The following is a 19,883-nucleotide window of genomic DNA, read 5'->3' as shown; positions in this document are numbered from 1 at the left end:
CTACCTTTCATTCTTATGCAAGCATTCTTTGAGCTGCAGCAACAACATGTCGAGCAAGAATTGCCGTAGTCACACTACCTACACCACCAGGAACAGGGGTATAGGCGCTTACCAGTGGTGCTACCTGCTCTGTATCGACGTCACCGACAAGCTTTTGGGCTGCTTCATCCCAGTTAATGCCCACGTCAATGATGGTTTGACCAGCTCTTACATAGTCAGCTCCAATAAGGTGCGCACGACCTGCAGCCACAACCACAACATCTGCCTGCTTAAGCGTAGCAGCAAGATCTTTGGTCTTGCTGTGGCACACTGTCACTGTAGCGTTTCTTGCACTTAAAAGCGCAGCTACTGGACGGCCAATAACATTAGAACGACCAACAACTGCAATAGAGGCTCCCTCAAGAGGTACCTGATAGAAATCGAGAAGGGCAAGAACTGCCTCTGCAGTACAAGGTCCTAGTGCACCAGGTGTTCCACAAAGCGTTGCCAGCAGCATTGAATCAGTGGCACAGTCAACATCCTTTTCTGGAGTTAAATGTTGAAGCGCTTCATGCTCATCAATTCCAGCAGGGAATGGACGCATAGGCAGACAACCATGCACCGATGCATCGGCGGAAACCTGGTCAAACGTAGTATTTACTTGCTTTTGTGTAGCATCTTCTGGAAGTTCGATGGTTTCAACTTCAAAACCTACCTTCTCTGCACGCATATATGCCGCGCGTTCATAGGTTAGGTCATCGCTTTTCTGCCCAATACGAACAATAACCAGCCTAGGGATAATGCCTTCTGCACGGAGTTCCTCAACCTGGACAGCAAGCTCTTCAGTTATCGCCTTAGCAACGGGAGCGCCACGAAGCTCCTGTGAAATAGTCTCTGAGCTCATGTTATGCCTCCTGTCTAAGCTGTGCGCTCACCGCGTCACTTACGGCGTCAGCTCGTGAAACATACGTGTTCAGAAGCTTATCTGCCTCATCAAGTAACGTTTGAGCATACGCTGTATCATGCATAGAGCGCGTATTAACAAACAGCGTATGAGAAGCTGCAATCAAAGCGCCGCGTGCGAGTGCGGCGCCACAGCCTACATCAGATAGAAGCATACGGGATCCCTTAATAAGCATCTCTTCCAGAAGCTCAATGGACTCGCACACTTTTCTCATAACCTTCAGTGGAGGTTGGGCTGCTTCTTTAAGAGCATCCTCAACAACCTCTGCACGCTTTGGGTTATCCTTAGGCACGCTAAACGCACTTGAAACCAGCAAGAACTGACGAGAGTCCTCGTCCATCAGCTCCATGAAGTCTTGGCGAAGCGCACCAGCTCGGGCAATGTATTTTGCAAGATCGTTTTCATGTTGAGCATAGGCGGGTTTTCCTTGTGCATACACTCCAGCCATTGACGCCAAAGATACTGCGAGCGCTCCTACATAGGCAGCGGCACTACCACCGCCAGGGATAGGCTCTTTAGCAGCAAGGTGCTGAGCGTAAGATTCTGCACTATACGTTGTAAACGCTACTTCTTCAGGTGAAGAGGGATAAGACATTAGAAAAGACCCACTATTCTTCCATCATCAAGAACATCAATGTGTTCTGCAGCAGGAACCTTTGGAAGTCCTGGCATGGTCATAATAGAACCAGTAAGACAGACCACAAAGCCAGCGCCTGCAGAAACACGAACTTCTCGCACAGTAATCCTAAAGTTTTCTGGAGCACCCAATTTGGTCTGGTCATCAGTAAATGAGTACTGTGTTTTTGCCATACAAATAGGAAGCTCGCCAAAGCCAAGCTCTTCAAGCTGCTGAAGCTGCTTAGCGGCGCTTGGAGTAAATTCAACGCCATCGGCGTGGTAAATCTTAGTAGCAATGTCAGTAATCTTCTGCTTCAAAGACTCTTTGACGTCGTAAGCAAAAGTGAGCTTAGACTCAGTCTGACAAAGACGCATGACCTCTTCTGCTAAAGCCTGACCACCCTTTCCACCCTTTGCCCAAACCTCAGACAACACTACGTTAACACCGCGCTTCTTGCACTCCTCCTCTACCAGAGCAAGCTCTTCAGCGGTATCAGTTGGGAATGCATTGATAGCAACAACTACAGGAAGTCCATAGACCGTCTGGATGTTGTCAACATGGCGAAGCAAATTAGGAATGCCCTCTTTAAGCGCCTCAACGTTTTGTTGATTAAGGTCTGCCTTGGCAACGCCTCCGTTGTACTTAAGAGCACGAACTGTTGCCACCAGAACAACAGCTGATGGAGCAAGGCCTGTAGCTCTGCACTTGATGTCCAAGAACTTCTCGGCACCAAGATCTGCACCAAAGCCGGCCTCAGTAACAACGTAATCAGCAAGACGCAAAGCGGTCTTTGTTGCCTCAACGGTATTGCAGCCATGAGCAATATTGGCAAAAGGACCACCGTGGACAAGCGCAGGTGTATGCTCAAGCGTCTGAACCAGGTTAGGCTGAATAGCGTCTTTGAGCAGCGCTGTCATAGCACCCTCTGCGTGGATATCACTTACAGTAACAGGCTTGCGGTCATAGGTGTAAGCAATAACCATTCTACCCAGGCGCTCTTTAAGGTCTTTGATACCCGAAGCAAGGCAGAATACCGCCATAACCTCAGAAGCAACGGTAATATCAAAGCCGTCTTGTCTTGGCATACCATCTGCAATGCCACCAAGACCATCAACAACGTTTCTGAGCTGGCGATCGTTCATGTCAACGCAGCGCTTCCACACAATGCGTCGTGGATCAATGTTAAGGCTGTTGCCCTGTTTGATATGATTATCCAACATAGCTGCACAAAGGTTGTTTGCAGCACCAATAGCATGGAAGTCACCAGTAAAGTGGAGATTAATATCTTCCATAGGAACTACCTGGGCATATCCACCGCCCGCAGCACCACCTTTGACGCCAAAGACAGGACCCAAGGAAGGCTCCCTAAGCGCTAACATGGCAGACTGACCAAGGCTAGTCAAAGCATCTGCTAAGCCAACTGAAGTGGTGGTCTTTCCCTCACCTGCTGGAGTTGGATTAATGGCTGTTACCAACACAAGCTTTCCGCGAAGAGGCTTATCTGCCAGAGCACGTGCATCAAGCTTTGCCTTATAGCGACCATAAGGCTCGAGAAGATCCTCTGAAATACCCGCGCGCTTTGCCACCTCAAAGATGGGAAGCATCTCGGATGATTGAGCAATCTCAATATCGGATTTAACCTCAGACATGTTATTCCTAACCTAAAGTAGGCTGTTTGCACGTACTAAACACAAGATGCAACTTGTTACGCCGCATCAAGTTTTACTTATGAGAAGTCAGCAATCTGCTGCTCTAGCTGGGCAACAAGTGTAGTAAGTTCTTCTGCGCGTGCACGTTTTTTCTCGATAACTTCAGGTGCTGCCTTAGCAACAAATCCCTCGTTAGCAAGGGTACGCTCCACGCCAGAGAGTTCCTTCTTTGCAGACTCAAGATCTTTCTGAAGACGCTTGGTCTCTGCAGTAAGATCAACAAGCTCACCAAGAACAACGTACATCTCAAGGCCAGCATCGGCGACAGAAACAGAACCAGCAGGCTTCTGGGGCTCCTCAGCAACCTCAAGTGAGCTTACGCGACCAACATTCTGGATGAATGCTGCTTGCTCCTTCAACGCTGCAACATCCTGTGCTGGAGCTTTAACCATAACCGCAAGATCTGTCTTTGGAGACAACCTATAACGAGCGCGAGAAGAACGAACAGCAGAAACAACGGTCTTAGCAAGCGAGAAGTTATGCTCAGCTGCCTCGTCAACAAAGTTGGCAAGCTTCTGTGGGTCTGGCCACTCAGAAATCATCAAAAACTCTGCGTCGTGGCTCAAAAGACCAGAAGCAGGAAGAGCATCCCAAACGCTCTCGGTAACAAACGGCATTGCTGGATGCAGCAGCCTCATGCTGACGTCCAGCACAAAAACAAGGTTACGCTGAACCTGCAAGCGCTCCTCAGGAGTTCCATCCAGAAGACGACCCTTGCAGAGCTCAATATACCAGTCACAGACATCATTCCAGAAGAAGGACTGAATGTTGCGGGCATACTCGCCAAAGCCATAGGTCTCAAGCTGCTCAGTTGTCTCTGCAACAACCTTTGCAAGACGCGAGAACATCCATGCATCTTCTGGCGTTTCTGCTTTTGGCATACCAGCGGTGTAACCGTCAAGGTTCATCTGAACAAAACGGCTTGCGTTCCAAATCTTAGTAACAAATGAACGTGCCTGATCAGTTCTTGGTGACTCAACAAGCTCACGAGTCTTCTTATCAAGAACAGCATCAAACTTGACGTCCTGGTTGTTAGTAATAAGCGTAAGCAGGTTATAACGCATTGCGTCAGCGCCATACTTAGCAATCAGGTCCATAGGATCTACGCCGTTACCCTTTGACTTGGACATACGGCTGCCGTCCTTAGCCAAAATAGTTGCGTAGATATAGACATCATGGAATGGAATCTCTTTGGTGAAGTAGAGCGAACTCATGATCATGCGAGCAACCCAAAGAGCAATAATGTCTCGAGCGGTTACCAGGACCTGCGTTGGGTGGTGACCCTCAAGCTGGTCAGGATGATTTGGCCAGCCCTGTGTAGCAAAGGTCCACAGCTGAGAAGAGAACCAAGTGTCCAAAACATCTTCATCCTGGTGAACATGATGTCCGCCACACTTTGGACAGACATCTGTGTCCTCCATAAGTGCATCCTGCCAGCCACAATCATCGCAATAGAACACAGGAATGCGGTGTCCCCACCAAAGCTGTCTGGAAATGTTCCAGTCACGAAGATTCTCCATCCAAGTGAGGTATGTCTGAGTCCAACGCTTAGGATGGAAGGCAACCTGACCATCTTTTACTACCTGTGCTGCAGGCTCTTTGAGTTTATCGACAGCAACAAACCACTGCTCAGAAAGCCATGGCTCAAGCGTAGTACCGCAGCGATAACAATGCATAACAGAGTGATCAAGGTCTTCAATGTGATCAAGTAGACCGTGCTCTTCAAACCAAGCAACAATGGCCTCACGAGCTTGATCTCTATCAAGGCCAGAGAACTCACCGTAGCCATCAACAACAACAGCATGCTCGTCAAAAATATTAATCTGCTCAAGATTGTGAGTCTGACCCATAGCAAAGTCGTTAGGATCATGAGCTGGAGTTACCTTAACAAAACCAGTACCAAAACCTGCATCAACATGCCAGTCAGAGAAAATTGGAATCTCTCTATTAACAATTGGCAAAATGACAGTCTTTCCAACAAGATCAGCCTTTTCTGGATCTTGAGGAGAAACAGCTACGCCAGTATCGCCCAACATAGTTTCTGGACGAGTAGTTGCTACAGTAATGTACTCAATACCATTAACAGGCTCTTTGAGTGGATAACGCAGGTACCAAAGATGGCCCTTCTCGTCAGCGTACTCTGCCTCATCATCAGAGATGGAAGTCTCGCAATGAGGACACCAGTTTACAATGCGCTTACCGCGATAAATGAGCTGGTCATGATACCAATCAACAAAGACCTTACGAACAGCCTGAGTGTACTCAGGAGACATGGTGAACTTCTCATCATTAAAATCAATGGAGCAGCCCATGCGCTTAATCTGAGAAACAATGGTTCCGCCGTACTCACGCGTCCAATCCCAGCAGGCATCCACGAACTTCTCGCGACCAATCTCAAGGCGAGAAATACCCTCTGATTTGAGCTTCTTATCAACCTTAGTCTGGGTTGCAATGCCTGCGTGGTCAGTTCCAAGAATCCAACGAGTTGAATAACCACGCATGCGAGAATAACGAATATAGGTGTCCTGGATGGTGTCATCCATGGCGTGACCCATGTGAAGGATGCCAGTAACGTTTGGTGGAGGGATAACTACCGTACGGTCTTCTGTTCCCTTACTACGACCATAACAATCTGCCTTCATCCACTTTTCAATGAGCTCGGGCTCAGCTGCCTGAGGATCATAATTCTTGGGCATTTCTTCCACGGTAATCTTGCCTTTCATGTGCTGACAACATCGTCAAAATTTGCTTCATTTATTCTACTAATAAAAGACGACTTATGGGCCGCTTTCTTACCATTAGTTAAAATTACTATCGGTCTACACTTCTTGAAGCTAAATTGAGGTATCAAGCTATACTATCTGCAGATACATTTTATGAGGAGCTCTATGTCTGCCACAATTCCTGAAGCCACTGCTCGACTTGAACTTGTCCTGGGAAAAGACCGCCTTGGACAGATTCAAAATTCCTGCGTCATGATCTTAGGACTTGGTGGTGTTGGCTCAAACTGTGTTCAGGCACTAGCAAGGGGTGGTGTGGGCTCATTTGTTTTAGTGGATGCTGACGCAGTAGAAGCAAGTAACCTTAACAGGCAAGCTATTGCCTACGTGAGTACCATTGGAAAAAGAAAAGTTGATGTTACCAAAGAAATGATTCTGGACATTAATCCAGACGCTCACGTAGTAACTCTTGACACCTTTCTGCTCAAAGATAACGTTGATGAGCAACTCTCTGCTCTTCCAAAACCGGACGTTGTAGTTGATGCTATCGATACCATTTCTGCCAAATTGGCTGTTGTAGCCTGGTGCCAGAAAAATAACATATATCTTATCTCCAGCATGGGCGGTGGTAATAAAATCCACCCAGAACTCCTGGAAATTACTATGCTCTCAAAAACGCATACTGATGCTCTGGCAAGAGTCATGAGAAAAGAGTCCAAGAAGCGCGGTCTTGCCGACTTCCGTGTTCTCTATTCTCCCGAGCCAGCGCGACCAGTTTTTGCACCAGAGGGCGCAACGGGCAAATCCGCCAAGCTGGGCACCATGTCCTACTACCCTCCTATTATGGGACAGATGATTGCTTCAGACGTCATCTTACATTTGTCAGGGCTTGCTTATGAGTAGCCTCACATACTTTGATGCTCATGTTCACGCAAATCTTATGGACTCCCCACTCAATGTAGCGAGAAGTTCCCATGAAGCTGGATTAGGTTTATTTTCCTGCGGCGTTACTCCTCACGACTACCTAGAACTTTCTCCTCAGCTTTCGGAAGACAATATTCGTGTGGGACTTGGAGCGCACCCCTGGTATATCTCTGACGGACGCGTCACTGAAAAAGATATAAAGCTTCTGCTAGAGCTCATGGAGCAGATACCTTACGTTGGTGAGATTGGACTAGATTTTTCTTCTCGCTATTGTGTTGATGGAATGCAAGAGCTGCAGGTTAAGGCTTTTACGAAAATCTGCACTCGCGCTGCAGAGCTTTCGCGCAACGGCCAGCCTCGGGTGCTCTCAATGCACACCGTTAGAAGCGCTGATACGGTGCTGGATATTCTTGAGCAGACAGGAGCCGCTCAAGCGTGTATTCCTATCATTCATTGGTTTAGCGGCAGCTCAAACGAGCTCCAGAGGGCCATTAAGCTTGGTTGTTGGTTCTCTGTTGGTGAGATGAGCCTTAAAACCAAGCGAGGCCGTGAGTATGCTAAGGTTTATCCAAAAGACAAGCTACTTACAGAGACTGACCTTCCTGCAAGCAATCATACGGATATCGATACAAAAGACATTGTGGGCAGTCTCAAACGTGCTCTTTGTGGGCTCAGCGAGGCTCGTGGATACTCTGTGCAAACTGAAGTAATGGCAAACGCGGCAGGCGTTTTTGGCGTCTAAGTGTTAAAGTCTTACGTATGAGAAGACTACGTAAAATACCTACGCAACGCCTTGTTGGATCAGGCAGAGCGCAACTTTCTGGGGCAATGCTTGCAAGCTCATCTGATGAGCTAGGTCTTGCTCTTAACGACGTTGTGCTTGTTTTTGCCTGTAGTGACAACTTTGTACCATATTTATCTGTAGCAATTCAGTCCATTATTGAGAACGTCAATCCAGAGCGTCGCTACGACATCATTGTTCTGACTCGTGACCTCTCTCCTACCAACATGATTACGCTTACTCGTCAGGCGCAGCTTGTTAACAACGTGCATGTTGGTTTTTTGGATGTTGACGCCGCCCTTGGTGACATTGAGCTTCCTCATCATGGTCACTTTAGACCAGAAACCTACTACAGACTTCTTGCTCCCTCACTGCTTCCTAACGTTAATAAAGCCATCTATCTTGATTCTGACCTGGTAGTTAATACCGACATTGCAGAGCTCTACGATATTGATATCACTGGATATTTGGTGGGTGCTACGCGCGACGCAGATACTATTGGCCAGATTGATGGCTATGACGCCACAGTTGGACCCTACCTAAAAAATGAACTGGGCATGGATGATCCTCACGATTACTTCCAAGCAGGCGTCATTTTAATGAACCTAGAAGAGATTAGAAAGCAGATTTCTCCTGAAGAGTTTCTCAAGGTCTCAACCATGCGTACATGGCGCTGGCTTGATCAAGATGTCCTCAATAGGTTTGTAAACGGTCACTATCTTCGTATTAATATGAAGTGGAATTACCTGGTAGATTGGCAGTTTCTCCGTCGTGATCACATTGTTGCTCAGGCACCAAAAGATATACGAGAAGAATACGAAGAAGCTCGTAAGAATATTTGCATTGCGCATTTTGCGGGACCTGACAACAGACCTTGGCTCTATCCAAACTCAGATCTTGCAGGTCTTTTCTGGTTCTATGCTCGCCGCTCCCCTTACCTTGAGGAACTTCGTTCACAGCTTGAAGAGTCAAGACGCACTGTAAGAGGTCTTTCTCATCGCGTGCAAAGCGGTGTACTTTTCCGTGGCTTGATGCCTTTGTTTGATACCGTTTTTCCACCAGGTACCAAAACACGCACCAAAGTTATTACGTCATACAACAAACTTGGTGGCGGCAATCTGTAACGTAAAAGGAGGTCTTTCGACCTCCTTTTTTATGGCTTTAAATTAACCCTTTTTGCCCCTAATGATTTCTGGAGCATTGTCTCCGCCAACACTTTCTGGAGTAACCACAACCTTGGTGATATCCAGATCTGAAGGCAGGTCAAACATGATCTCTTGCAACGTAGACTCACAAATTGCACGAAGACCACGGGCGCCAGTACCACGAGCCAAAGCCTTCTTGGCAATCTCTCTGAGTGAATCCTCAGTAAACTCTAAATCTACTCCCTCAAGCTCAAACATGCGCCTGTACTGCTTGGTAAGAGCATTCTTTGGATCTGTGAGAATACTCATCAAATCTTCTTCGCCAAGCTCACGAGTAGAAGTGATAACAGGAATACGACCCAAAAGCTCTGGAATCATGCCAAACTTGTGCAAATCCTGAGGCATTACCTTTGCAATAAGCTCAGACTCATCTTCTTTAACATTCTTGGCAACATCAGAATTAAAGCCAATTCCCTTTTTACCAATACGGTCAGCAACAATCTTATCCAGTCCAACAAAAGCGCCACCACAGATAAACAAGATGTTGGTGGTATCAATGTGAATAAGCTCCTGCTGAGGATGCTTACGACCGCCTGTTGGCGGAACGTTTGCAACCGTACCCTCAAGAATCTTCAGAAGTGCCTGCTGAACACCTTCGCCAGAAACGTCACGAGTAATTGAGAGATTCTCAGCTTTGCGGGCAATCTTATCAATCTCGTCGATGTAGACAATACCTACCTGAGCGCGCTCAACATCGCCGTCAGCTGCAGTGATGAGCTTAAGCAAGATATTCTCGACATCTTCACCAACATAACCAGCCTCGGTAAGAGTTGTTGCGTCAGCAATAGCAAACGGGACCTCAAGAAAACGAGCAAGTGTCTGGGCAAGCAGTGTTTTACCTGTACCAGTAGGACCCAACAGCAAGATGTTGGACTTTGCAATCTCAACGTCCTCTTTGCCCTCCTGAGGCTCATCATTGCCTGAAAGAATACGACGATAGTGGTTGTATACCGCAACCGACATAGCACGCTTAGCGTCTTCCTGACCCATTACGTACTGAGACAGTTCATCGTAAATCTCATGTGGAGTTGGCAAGTCTTTAATAACAGGCTCATCAGAGTGAGTCTCAATTTCTGACTCTTCATCAAAGCCAAGGGACTCATCAATCATGTCAGAGCAGGTAGTGACACATTCATCACAAATGCAGACACCACCAGGACCCTGAATAAGCTTATTTACCTGCGACCTACTCTTTCCGCAGAAAGAACAGTGCATCTCATCTAATCCGCCAAAAGGCGAAAAATTCTGGTCATTAGCCATTACGTAAATCCTCAATACGAGAACAATTATTGATCGTTACGAGAAGAGATAACGCGATCAACCAGACCGTAGTCACAAGCCTCCTGTGCACGAAGATAATTATCGCGCTCTGTGTCTACATTGACCTTCTCGATAGACTGTCCAGTATAATCCGAAAGCAACTCATTAATATGCTCGCGAATCCACTTTGTCTCATCTGCAACAATCTGAATGTCAGTCTGCTGGCCTTGAACGCCACTGGATGGCTGATGAATCATAACCATAGAGTTAGGAAGTGCAAGACGCTTACCCTTTGCACCAGCTGCAAGAAGAACAGCGCTCATTGATGCTGCCATACCAACGCAGATAGTAGAAACATCAGGCTTGATAAAATTCATAGTATCAAGAATGCCCAGACCTGCATAAACGTCTCCACCAGGAGAGTCAATGTAAAGAGAAATATCCTTATCTGGATCCTGACTCTCAAGGTGCAAAAGCTGTGCAATGACCAGGTTTGCGGAGTCACGAGTTACAGGTTCACCCAAGAAAACAATACGATCATTGAGCAACCTAGAGTAAATATCATAGCTACGCTCACCACGAGGAGTCTGTTCAATAACATACGGAATGGTTGGAATGTTTGTTGGATAATGCATAATCCTCCTTCAAATATCTTTCCCTAGAAACATACCCCGGGAAGCATGTCTCTAACCCGGGGTATGAAAAATTCAAAGTAACTGCAACCTTTAACGCAGTCTTTCTGGCGAGAAACCCAACCAGTTGCGGACTACTCAGCGTCCTTTTTAGCGTCCTCGCTCTTCTTAGCTGCCTTCTTCTTAGCAGGAGCCTTCTTGGCAGAAGTCTTCTTAGCAGGCTTCTTCTCTGCCTTTTTCTCTTCCTTAGCAGCCTCAGCAATCTCGTCGACAATGGTGACGGTTGCGTTGTCACGCAGCCAATCAAGAGCCTTGGAACGACGAATGGACTCACGAATTGCAGGAAGACGGCCAGCCTTGCGCCACTCCTCAATTGCAGTCTCAACGTTAGGAACACCAGCACGCTCAAACTCTGCGCGGATATCCTCCTCAGTTGCCTCAAGTTTGAGCTCTGCAGCCATTGCGTCAAGAGACAGGGACTGGCGAGCACGCTCCTCTGCCTGAACACGAAGGTCAGCAATAAAATCGTCGGTCTTAATACCGCGTGCAGACAGGAACATATCAAGGCTCATACCCTGCTGCTGAAGACCATTCAGGAACTCCTGAGCAATCTCGTTGAAGACCTCGTTCTTGTACTCTTCTGGAACCTCGTCAAGCTGAAGGCGTTTACCAACTGCCTCAACAACGCGGTCCTCTTTAAGGGTTGGAAGAGAGTTCTTCTTATCGGACTCAATCTCAGACTTAACAGCCTCACGGAGTTTCTCGACAGTGTCATAACCAAAGGTGTTCTTTGCAAGCTCGTCAGTCAACTCTGGGGTGACGGACTTCTTGTGAGCAACAACTTTGACGTTGATATCGTAATCGTGAGAGTGAACCTCATCGCCGTGAGTATGGCTGTGAGTCCACTTAACCTCTTTCTCCTCACCTGGCTTCATGCCGATGAGTGCCTCCTCAAGCTCCTTTGGAGCCTGGGTGCCATTAAGGGTAAGAACGCGGTCCTCGCCCTCCATGTGAGCAGCACCCTCAATGTTCTTGATGTCTACACCAATGGTGTCGCCCTCTTTAACAGCGCGCTTCTCCTTGGTGTTCTCAAACTTAGCCTGATAAGAGAGAAGTTGCTTAATCTGATGATCAATCTCTGCCTCAGTTGCCTCATTTGGTGGCATGTTAATTGCAGGTGCATCGTAAGAGTCAAGCTTAGCCTCAGGACGAACGTTAAAGACTACCTCATAAGAGTAATCCTGACCCTCAACAGGAAGGTCTGCATCCTGGTTGTAATCACCACGACCAACTGGAACAAGATCAAGCTCCTCAAGGAGCTGTGGCTCTGCTGCGCCGAGAAGATCATTGGTTGCCTGAGCAAGAACTGCCTCGCGGCCAACAATGCCATCAATAACAGGACGAGGTGCGCGACCCTTGCGGAAACCCTGGAAGGAATACTTGTTTGCAATGTCCTTGTAAGCCTGCTTAATGGCAGCGTCTACCTCTGCAGCAGGAACTGTAACCTTGACGGTGAGTTTCTCGTCAACTGGCTTATCTGCGGTAACGGTGATGTTCAACGTTCCTCCAGTGTCTCGTAAAAAATGCTGGCGTACCAGCTCTTAACCAAATTTCTGCATGGTGCGGGCGGAGGGAATCGAACCCCCACGGACTTAGTCCACTAGAACCTAAATCTAGCGCGTCTGCCAGTTCCGCCACGCCCGCATATTTATGCAGCCTTGCAATAATAACAAACTTTTGCGCTCTTCACTAGGAGAACTTCGCATTCTAAACACTTCTCTCACGAAAAAACCGGCCTTTTTTAAGACCGGTCTTAGTTCAGATAAAACGCTAATACTCCAAGCTCGCTTTAAAGATCTTGCAGAGCAAAGGTCTCTGGCTTACTCTTTCTTGCTGCCGCGAGTGCTTGGATAAGAGCAGTTGCTGCAGACATTGCAGTAACGCAGGTAATACCCTGGCTGACAGCCTCTGCACGCATCTTGGTGCCATCACTGTGGGCCTCGTGACCGTGAGGCGTATTGATAATAAAGCTGACGGTCTTATCGCGCATAAGGTCAACGACGTTTGGATGACCATCGGAAATACGATTGACAGTAGTACAGTTGATACCAGCCGCACGCAGCGTTTTTGCTGTACCACCCGTAGTGTAGATGCCGTAACCAAGGTTCTCTAGAGCCATAGCAACAGGAGCAATGGCACGCTTATCGCGGTCGCACACACTGATAAAGACTGAGCCCTGCTCAGGAAGCTTATTTTCAACTGCCTCACGAGTCTTTGCATACGCTGCTGGGAAGGTACGAGCAATGCCCATGACCTCACCAGTAGACTTCATCTCAGGACCAAGGATTGAGTCGGCGCCAGGAAACCTGGACCAAGGCATAACCGCCTCTTTAACCGCATAGTAGTCAACGCTACGATTCTCATCAGGGAGCAGACCTTGTGCTTTAAGCTCACTGATTTTCTCGCCAGCCATGATACGAGATGCAAACTTAGCCAGGGAGACGCCAGTTGCCTTAGACGAGAAAGGCACAGTTCTAGAAGCTCGAGGATTGAGCTCGATGACAAAGACATGTTCGTCACGAACAGCGTACTGGATATTCAGCAAACCTCGGATGTCGCAGGCAAGCGCCAATTTTTTGGTGATAGCTCTAATCTGGCCAACAATCTTTTCAGAGAGCGAGAAGGGCGGCCAGCAGCAAGCAGAGTCGCCAGAGTGAATGCCACACTCCTCAATGTGCTCCAGGACAGAACCTACGTAGCACTCTTCGGTGTCGCAAAGAGCATCAACGTCCAGCTCAATAGCGTCCTCAAGGAAGGCATCCAAGTAGACCGGACGATCTGGTGTGACGTGTGTAGCGGACTTCATGTAAGTAACCAAGTCAGAGTCATCGTAGACAATAGCCATACCACGACCACCAAGAACATAGCTTGGGCGGACTATCAATGGGTAACCAATGCGGCGAGCGGCATCTCTTGCCTCGTCCATAGTTGATGCAACTGCCGATGGCGGGCAGGCAATGTTGAGGCGGTCTAGAAGGGCTGCGAAGCGGTCTCGGTCCTCTGCCAGGTCAATAGCCTCTGGCTGGGTACCCATGATAGGAACGCCGGCATCCTTCAGAGCGCGCGCAAGCTTAATTGGGGTCTGTCCACCAAGGGTGACAATAACGCCTTCTGGCTTCTCAACCTCAATGACGTCCATGACATCTTCAAAAGTCAAAGGCTGGAAATACAGACGGTCAGAGGTGTCGTAGTCTGTGGATACGGTTTCTGGATTGCAATTGACCATGACAGTCTCATAGCCCTGCTCACGAAGAGCATACGAAGCATGTACGCAGCAGTAGTCAAACTCAATACCTTGACCAATGCGATTAGGACCTGCGGAGAGGATCATGACGCGTGGCTTTTCAGCCTTAACGTACTCTGTAGCGTTGCCCTTCTCGTAAGTGACATAGTGGTACTGCGTAGTTGCACCAAACTCACCTGCGCAGGTATCTACAGTCTTAATCTGTGGGCGCACACCCAGCACTTCCCTAACGGCACGGACAACGTCTGCCTTGGTACCAGTAAGGTACGCAAGCTGCTCATCCGAAAAGCCCAGCTGTTTTGCAGCAAGCATATTTTGGGTAGTCAGACCAGAAAGCCCCAGTTTCTTGATGTGTTTCTCGGCGTTAATGATGCCAGCCATACGATGCAGGTACCAAGGATCAATACCGGTCATATCGTGGATGCGCTCAACGCTCCAGTTTCTACGCAGAGCTTCAGCAACATAGAAAATACGCTCTGGTGTTGGTCTGCTGACCAGCTCATCAAAGTTCTTCTCGTCAAAGGCATCGTGACCATCAGCACCCAGACCGGCGCGATCTTGCTCCAAAGAACGAAGCGCCTTCTGCAGGGCCTCCTCAAAGGTTCTGCCCATAGCCATGACCTCGCCAACCGACTTCATACGGGTTGTCAGAACGCGGCTGGTGCCCTTGAACTTGACGAAGGCAAAGCGAGGGACCTTAACCACGCAGTAGTCTATAGAAGGCTCAAAAGCTGCTGGAGTTGCCTTGGTGATGTCGTTGGTAATCTCATCAAGCGTATAACCAACAGAGAGCAGCGCAGCCATCTTTGCAATTGGGAAACCGGTTGCCTTGGAAGCAAGCGCGGAAGAACGGCTAACGCGAGGATTCATCTCAATAACGATGACGCGGCCATTAGTTGGATTGACCGCAAACTGAACGTTGGAACCACCGCAGGCAACACCTACACGCTCGAGAATAGCAATGGAGTAATCACGGAGGTTCTGGAGCTCCTTATCGGTAAGCGTCTGAGCTGGAGCAACGGTGATAGAGTCTCCGGTGTGGACACCCATAGGATCAAGATTTTCGATGGAGCAAACAACAATACCGTTACCTGTGGTATCGCGCATAACCTCCATCTCAATCTCTTTCCAGCCCTCGATGGACTCCTCTACCAGCACCTCGTGCTCAGGAGAAAGCAAGAGGCCTTGCTCCACAATCTCTACGAGCTCTTCTGGAGTGTGCGCGATACCGCCGCCAGCGCCACCAAGAGTAAAGCTTGGACGAATGACCACAGGATATCCCAAATCGGCAACAATGCGCTGAGCGTCTTCCATAGAATGAGCAATGTCTGCGCGAGCAACCTCCAGGCCAATGTCCTGGACCGCCTCGCTAAAGAGCTCGCGGTCTTCACCGGTACGGATAGAATCCAGGTTGCAGCCGATAACCTCGATATTGTACTTGTCAAGAACACCTGCCTCGCCAAGACCAATGGTGCAGTTCAAAGCAGTCTGACCGCCCATATTTGGCAAAAGTGCATCGGGACGCTCGCGCTCGATGACACGAGTAACGGACTCAACAGTGATTGGCTCAACGTACGTTCTATCTGCAGTTTCTGGGTCAGTCATGATGGTTGCTGGATTTGAGTTGACCAAAACAACCTCAAAACCCTCTTTGCGAAGGGCGCGGCAAGCCTGTGTGCCGGAATAGTCAAACTCACAAGCCTGACCAATAACAATTGGACCAGAACCGATAACCAAAATCTTTTTGATATCAGTACGCTTTGGCATTAGAAGCGCCTCCCCTCACGAACGTCGATGGCAAGATAGTCAGACTGTCTTTCCATCAAACGTGCAAATGCCTTGAACAAGTAGGATGAATCGTGAGGTCCTGGGTTTGCCTCAGGATGATACTGGACGGAGAATGCAGGGATATCCAGGAACTGAATGCCCTCTGGAGTTCCGTCATTAAGGTTAACGTGTGTGAGTCGGACGCGGCCAAACTCCTTTGTCTGCACAACAGGAGCAATGTGCCTTGCAGACCACTCACAGAGGTTGTCAAAATGCTCGGAGATTCCACCGGACTCCTCTGCAATAAGCTTGCCCAAACTTGGGAACACCAGCCCGTAGTTGTGATTCTGAGCAGTAATCTCAACCTTGCCTGTCAGAAGATTCATAACTGGTTCATTGCCACCGTGGTGTCCAAATTTGAGTTTCTCGATATCTGCACCTGCAACAATAGAGAGCATCTGATTACCCAAGCAGATACCAAAGACAGGAACCTTACCCAGAACGCCGCGAGCAGCCTCCTGCGTAGCATCAACCTGCTCTGGATCACCAGGACCATTGGAGAAGAAGATGCCGTCTGGGTTGTAAGCCAAGGCGTCCTCTGCAGGTGTATTCCACGGTACAACCGTGACCTCGCAGCCGTTTGCCGCAAGACCCTGGAGAATACCGTTCTTCTCGCCACAGTCGTAAGCGACAACGTTGAAGCGCTTCTTGGAGGTAGCAGGGACCACGTAAGGAGCGGTAACGGAAACGTCGGGGACAAAGTTGTGCTCGGAGATATGAGGCGACGCCTGGACACGTGCAAGCAGGTGGGCGGAATCCAAGTCCTCGGTGGAAATGGCTGCCTTTTGTGCACCGAAGTCACGCAAGTGCATGGTCAACGCGCGAGTGTCAATACCCTCAATGGTAACAATGCCGTTTTCCTGTAGGAACTCAGGCAGACTCTGCTTGGAAGTCCAGTTGCTTGGTTCATAGCACATATCGTGCACCACAAAACCGCGTAGGTGCAGGGTGTCTCGCTGCATAACCGCAGGATCAATGCCGTAGTTGCCTACCTGAGGATAGGTCAGCGTGACAATCTGGCCGGCGTAACTTGGATCGGAGATAATCTCCTGATAGCCCGTCATAGACGTGTTAAAAACAATCTCGCCGAAGGTCTCTCCGCTAGCACCGCAGCACCTCCCCTCAAAGGTTGTTCCATCTTCGAGAACAAGCAGCGCTCGAGGCTGCGAGGTAGCACTTGCCAGTGGATTCATATATCCTCCGATCTGCGTACGAGCATGCCGAGCCATAAAAAAAGAGCACTCCTTGTGGAGGCTCAACAGCGAACATGCGCGCTCAACGCTATGGGGCCTTGCCGGTGTCTCGCACCGTCCTTAAAGGTTGGTAGTATTGTAACGCATAACCAATAAAGGAGATGGCATGTTTCCAGATTTTCTAGAGAATCCCTCAGATGTAGTTGCGCCACTTCTGCTGGGATGCACTCTAACGAGGACAATTACGCTTAATGGCGAGAAACACAAACTTGTGGCAAGAATTGTGGAGACCGAAGCCTACGACCAAGACGATCCTGCAAGTCATGCGTTTGGAGGATTCAGCGAGCGCAACGCTGCTATGTTTGGACCTGCAGGTCATCTGTATGTGTACGTTTCATACGGTATGCATCACTGCTGCAATGTGGTGTGCGGATCTGAAGGTTTTGGCAGCGGATGTCTAGTGCGTGCTGTTGAGCCTCTTGAGGGTATTGAGGTTATGCGCATACTCCGCGAAGCGGGTCATGCGCATAAGCACCCGCTCAAGCTGCGCGACCTCACTAACGGACCAGGTAAAGTATGTGCGGCGCTTGGCGTTGACAAGGGGTTATACAGGCATGACCTAAAGGTTGAGCCGCTTATTCTGGACTTTGCTCCCCTGTTACCAGGTGAAACAATTGATCGCTCACCTCGCGTAGGCATCAGCAAAAACGCTGATGCTCTGAAGCGCTTTTTCATCGAGGGCAATACGTTTGTTTCAAAGTCGTAAAGCACAATTGCGTCAAGTACGTAAAGCGCATCAGATGTGACAGACACGTAAAGCACGTAGGATACACAGGGCGCACAGAAAAGCGCAATTAATAGGCAACACAATAAACGACCAAAAAGGGCCTTGGGAGACCAAGACCCTTTTGAATCTTAAGGTGAAACTAAACCGACAGTGCAGTTGACTCAATCGAGTGCTGCAACATCGGGTTTCTCGCCAAGTGATATATGAACTAGCAAACGCCCTGAGCCATCATTGCATTTGCGACCTTGAGGAAGCCTGCAATGTTTGCACCAAAGACTAGGTTGCCAGGATGTCCATACGTCGCAGCGGCCTCTGAAGCAGCGGTGTAGATGCTCTCCATGATTCCTTGCAACTTGGAGTCTACCTCCTCAAACGTCCAGGAAAGATGTTCGGCGTTCTGAGACATCTCAAGGCCGGAGACAGCAACGCCACCCGCGTTGGCAGCCTTACCAGGTGCGAAGAAGACGCCCTTCTCAATAAGGTAGTTGGTTGCCTCAAGAGTAGTAGGCATGTTAGCACCCTCAACAACGTACTTAGTGCCGTTGGCGACAAGCTTCTGCACATCAGCGAGCTCAAGCTCGTTCTGAGTTGCGCATGGCATGGCGATGTCACACTTCTGGCCCCAAGGACGCTCACCTGGGAAGAAGGTTGCGGAAGAACGTGCATCAGCGTACTCCATGATACGTGCGCGACGGACCTCCTTGACGTCTTTCAATAGCTCAACATCAATACCATCTGGGTCATAGACATAACCTGAGGAGTCAGAAACAGTTACTACGGTTGCTCCCAGTTGCTGCGCCTTCTGAGCAGCGTAGGTAGCAACGTTTCCAGAGCCAGAGATGCAAACCGTTTTACCTGCAAGAGAATCGTTCTTCTCGGCAAGCATATGAGTGAGGAAGTAAACCGCGCCGTAGCCGGTAGCCTCGGTGCGAGCAAGAGACCCACCAAAGGTTAGGCCCTTGCCGGTCAAGACGCCAGTCCACTCATTGCGGAGGCGCTTGTACTGACCAAACATGTAGCCAATCTCACGTGCGCCAGTACCAATGTCACCAGCTGGAACATCGGTGTTAGGACCAATGTGGCGAGCAAGCTCGGTCATGAATGACTGGCAGAACGCCATAATCTCGCGGTCGGACTTGCCCTTTGGGTTAAAGTCAGAGCCGCCCTTGCCACCACCCATTGGAAGTGTAGTTAGTGAGTTCTTAAAAATCTGCTCAAAACCAAGAAACTTCAAGATTGAGAGGTTAACTGTTGGATGGAGACGAAGCCCACCCTTGTAAGGTCCAATTGCAGAGTTGAACTCAATACGATATCCACGATTAACTTGAACGTTGCCAGCGTCATCAATCCATGGAACACGGAACATAACAGTACGCTCAGGCTCAACAAGACGCTCAAGCAGAGCAGCCTTCTCAAACTCTGGGTGTGCGTCAAGTGCAGGCTGAATAGTTGTAAGAACTTCTTTTGCTGCCTGGATAAACTCAGGCTGATCTGCATAACGCTCTTCGAGCTGCGCGATTACTTTAGATGAATAGCTCATGAAACCCCTTTCGAAGTGGTTACGAATAGCATAGTCATCTATTGTTTCGATTACATAACAAAATAGAAAAATATAATCACCGAAAAATTAGTTCAAAAAGATTACAATTTCTTCTTGCTCTTAGGCTATTTGTCACCTATACTTTTCTTTCGGCTCGGGGTGTAGCGCAGCTTGGTAGCGCAACTGCTTTGGGAGCAGTGGGTCGCTGGTTCGAATCCAGTCACCCCGACCATTTTTTCTTTTTGCTTTACCCTTGCGGCGGTAGTTCAATTGGTAGAGCATCAGCCTTCCAAGCTGACTGTTGCGGGTTCGAGTCCCGTCCGCCGCTCCATTAATTCCCTAGTTTCATTACTTTTCTATTTTCATATAACGTGCGATGATACACGTACGATTTTCTCGTGGCTTTACTACCTAAGCGGTAATCTGAATCTAAATTTCA

14 protein-coding genes and 3 tRNA genes are annotated in these 19,883 nt (G+C 48.7%); 6 read left to right on the top strand and 11 right to left on the bottom strand.

Translation table 11 applies throughout. The features are described 5' to 3' along the window. Window positions 1–13: 13 nt before the first annotated feature. The 4 genes from APAR_RS03215 to APAR_RS03200 form a co-directional block, all read right to left on the bottom strand. On the bottom strand, window positions 14–883 hold the full coding sequence (locus APAR_RS03215; RefSeq protein ID WP_012808710.1) for a bifunctional 5,10-methylenetetrahydrofolate dehydrogenase/5,10-methenyltetrahydrofolate cyclohydrolase: 870 nt from the start codon (window positions 881–883) through the stop codon (window positions 14–16). A gap of 1 nt (window position 884) precedes the next feature. Continuing rightward, window positions 885–1,538 carry a cyclodeaminase/cyclohydrolase family protein gene (locus tag APAR_RS03210; protein WP_012808709.1) on the bottom strand — a complete coding sequence of 218 codons (654 nt, stop codon included), beginning with the start codon at window positions 1,536–1,538 and terminating at the stop codon, window positions 885–887. Further along, window positions 1,538–3,211, bottom strand: a complete 1,674-nt coding sequence (locus tag APAR_RS03205; protein WP_012808708.1) for a formate--tetrahydrofolate ligase — start codon at window positions 3,209–3,211, stop codon at window positions 1,538–1,540. Before APAR_RS03205 ends, APAR_RS03210 begins: the two co-directional genes overlap by 1 nt. A gap of 77 nt (window positions 3,212–3,288) precedes the next feature. Beyond that, window positions 3,289–5,976, bottom strand: coding sequence for a valine--tRNA ligase (locus tag APAR_RS03200; RefSeq protein WP_012808707.1), 2,688 nt, complete (start codon window positions 5,974–5,976; stop codon window positions 3,289–3,291). 183 nt (window positions 5,977–6,159) lie between these two features. On the opposite strand from APAR_RS03200, the gene APAR_RS03195 reads away from it, so the two are divergent. Genes APAR_RS03195 through APAR_RS03185 form a run of 3 tightly spaced genes read left to right on the top strand, consistent with a single transcriptional unit; the run spans window position 6,160 to window position 8,820 of the window. Continuing rightward, the gene (locus APAR_RS03195; protein ID WP_012808706.1) at window positions 6,160–6,894 is read left to right on the top strand and encodes a tRNA threonylcarbamoyladenosine dehydratase; all 735 of its coding nucleotides are present in this window, start codon (window positions 6,160–6,162) and stop codon (window positions 6,892–6,894) included. Beyond that, entirely contained in the window at window positions 6,887–7,657 is a 771-nt protein-coding gene (locus APAR_RS03190; RefSeq protein WP_012808705.1) for a TatD family hydrolase, read from the top strand. Before APAR_RS03195 ends, APAR_RS03190 begins: the two co-directional genes overlap by 8 nt. A gap of 17 nt (window positions 7,658–7,674) precedes the next feature. Further along, a complete protein-coding gene (locus tag APAR_RS03185; RefSeq protein WP_245526068.1) occupies window positions 7,675–8,820 on the top strand; it encodes a glycosyltransferase family 8 protein in 1,146 nt (381 codons plus the stop codon). A gap of 42 nt (window positions 8,821–8,862) precedes the next feature. Here the strand turns inward: APAR_RS03185 and clpX are convergent, their stop codons facing one another. From clpX to carA, 6 genes are all read right to left on the bottom strand, one after another. Continuing rightward, entirely contained in the window at window positions 8,863–10,161 is a 1,299-nt protein-coding gene (clpX, locus tag APAR_RS03180; protein WP_012808703.1) for an ATP-dependent Clp protease ATP-binding subunit ClpX, read from the bottom strand. A gap of 26 nt (window positions 10,162–10,187) precedes the next feature. Beyond that, window positions 10,188–10,796, bottom strand: coding sequence for an ATP-dependent Clp protease proteolytic subunit (locus APAR_RS03175; RefSeq protein ID WP_012808702.1), 609 nt, complete (start codon window positions 10,794–10,796; stop codon window positions 10,188–10,190). 131 nt (window positions 10,797–10,927) lie between these two features. Then, complete coding sequence (gene tig / locus APAR_RS03170) at window positions 10,928–12,352, bottom strand: trigger factor (protein WP_012808701.1); 1,425 nt, start codon at window positions 12,350–12,352, stop codon at window positions 10,928–10,930. A gap of 59 nt (window positions 12,353–12,411) precedes the next feature. Then, window positions 12,412–12,497: transfer RNA gene (locus APAR_RS03165), tRNA-Leu, on the bottom strand. Window positions 12,498–12,642: 145 nt separating this feature from the next. After that, window positions 12,643–15,864, bottom strand: a complete 3,222-nt coding sequence (carB, locus tag APAR_RS03160; RefSeq protein WP_012808700.1) for a carbamoyl-phosphate synthase large subunit — start codon at window positions 15,862–15,864, stop codon at window positions 12,643–12,645. Then, on the bottom strand, window positions 15,864–17,153 hold the full coding sequence (gene carA / locus APAR_RS03155; protein ID WP_425357245.1) for a glutamine-hydrolyzing carbamoyl-phosphate synthase small subunit: 1,290 nt from the start codon (window positions 17,151–17,153) through the stop codon (window positions 15,864–15,866). Before carA ends, carB begins: the two co-directional genes overlap by 1 nt. A 130-nt stretch (window positions 17,154–17,283) precedes the next feature. On the opposite strand from carA, the gene APAR_RS03150 reads away from it, so the two are divergent. Beyond that, entirely contained in the window at window positions 17,284–17,883 is a 600-nt protein-coding gene (locus APAR_RS03150; protein WP_012808698.1) for a DNA-3-methyladenine glycosylase, read from the top strand. Between the two features lie 229 nt (window positions 17,884–18,112). Here APAR_RS03150 and gdhA read toward each other — a convergent pair whose 3' ends face one another. Next, window positions 18,113–19,444 (bottom strand): NADP-specific glutamate dehydrogenase, encoded by a 1,332-nt coding sequence (gene gdhA / locus APAR_RS03145; protein WP_012808697.1) that lies wholly within the window; start codon window positions 19,442–19,444, stop codon window positions 18,113–18,115. A 155-nt stretch (window positions 19,445–19,599) separates the two neighbouring features. Here gdhA and APAR_RS03140 point away from each other — a divergent pair. Continuing rightward, window positions 19,600–19,676, top strand: a tRNA-Pro gene (locus APAR_RS03140). A gap of 23 nt (window positions 19,677–19,699) precedes the next feature. Beyond that, a tRNA-Gly gene (locus APAR_RS03135) sits at window positions 19,700–19,775 on the top strand. Window positions 19,776–19,883 lie beyond the last annotated feature (108 nt).

This window comes from Lancefieldella parvula DSM 20469, from assembly GCF_000024225.1.
In the GTDB taxonomy this organism is placed as follows: domain Bacteria; phylum Actinomycetota; class Coriobacteriia; order Coriobacteriales; family Atopobiaceae; genus Lancefieldella; species Lancefieldella parvula.
This window is presented reverse-complemented; position numbering and strand designations above follow the sequence as displayed.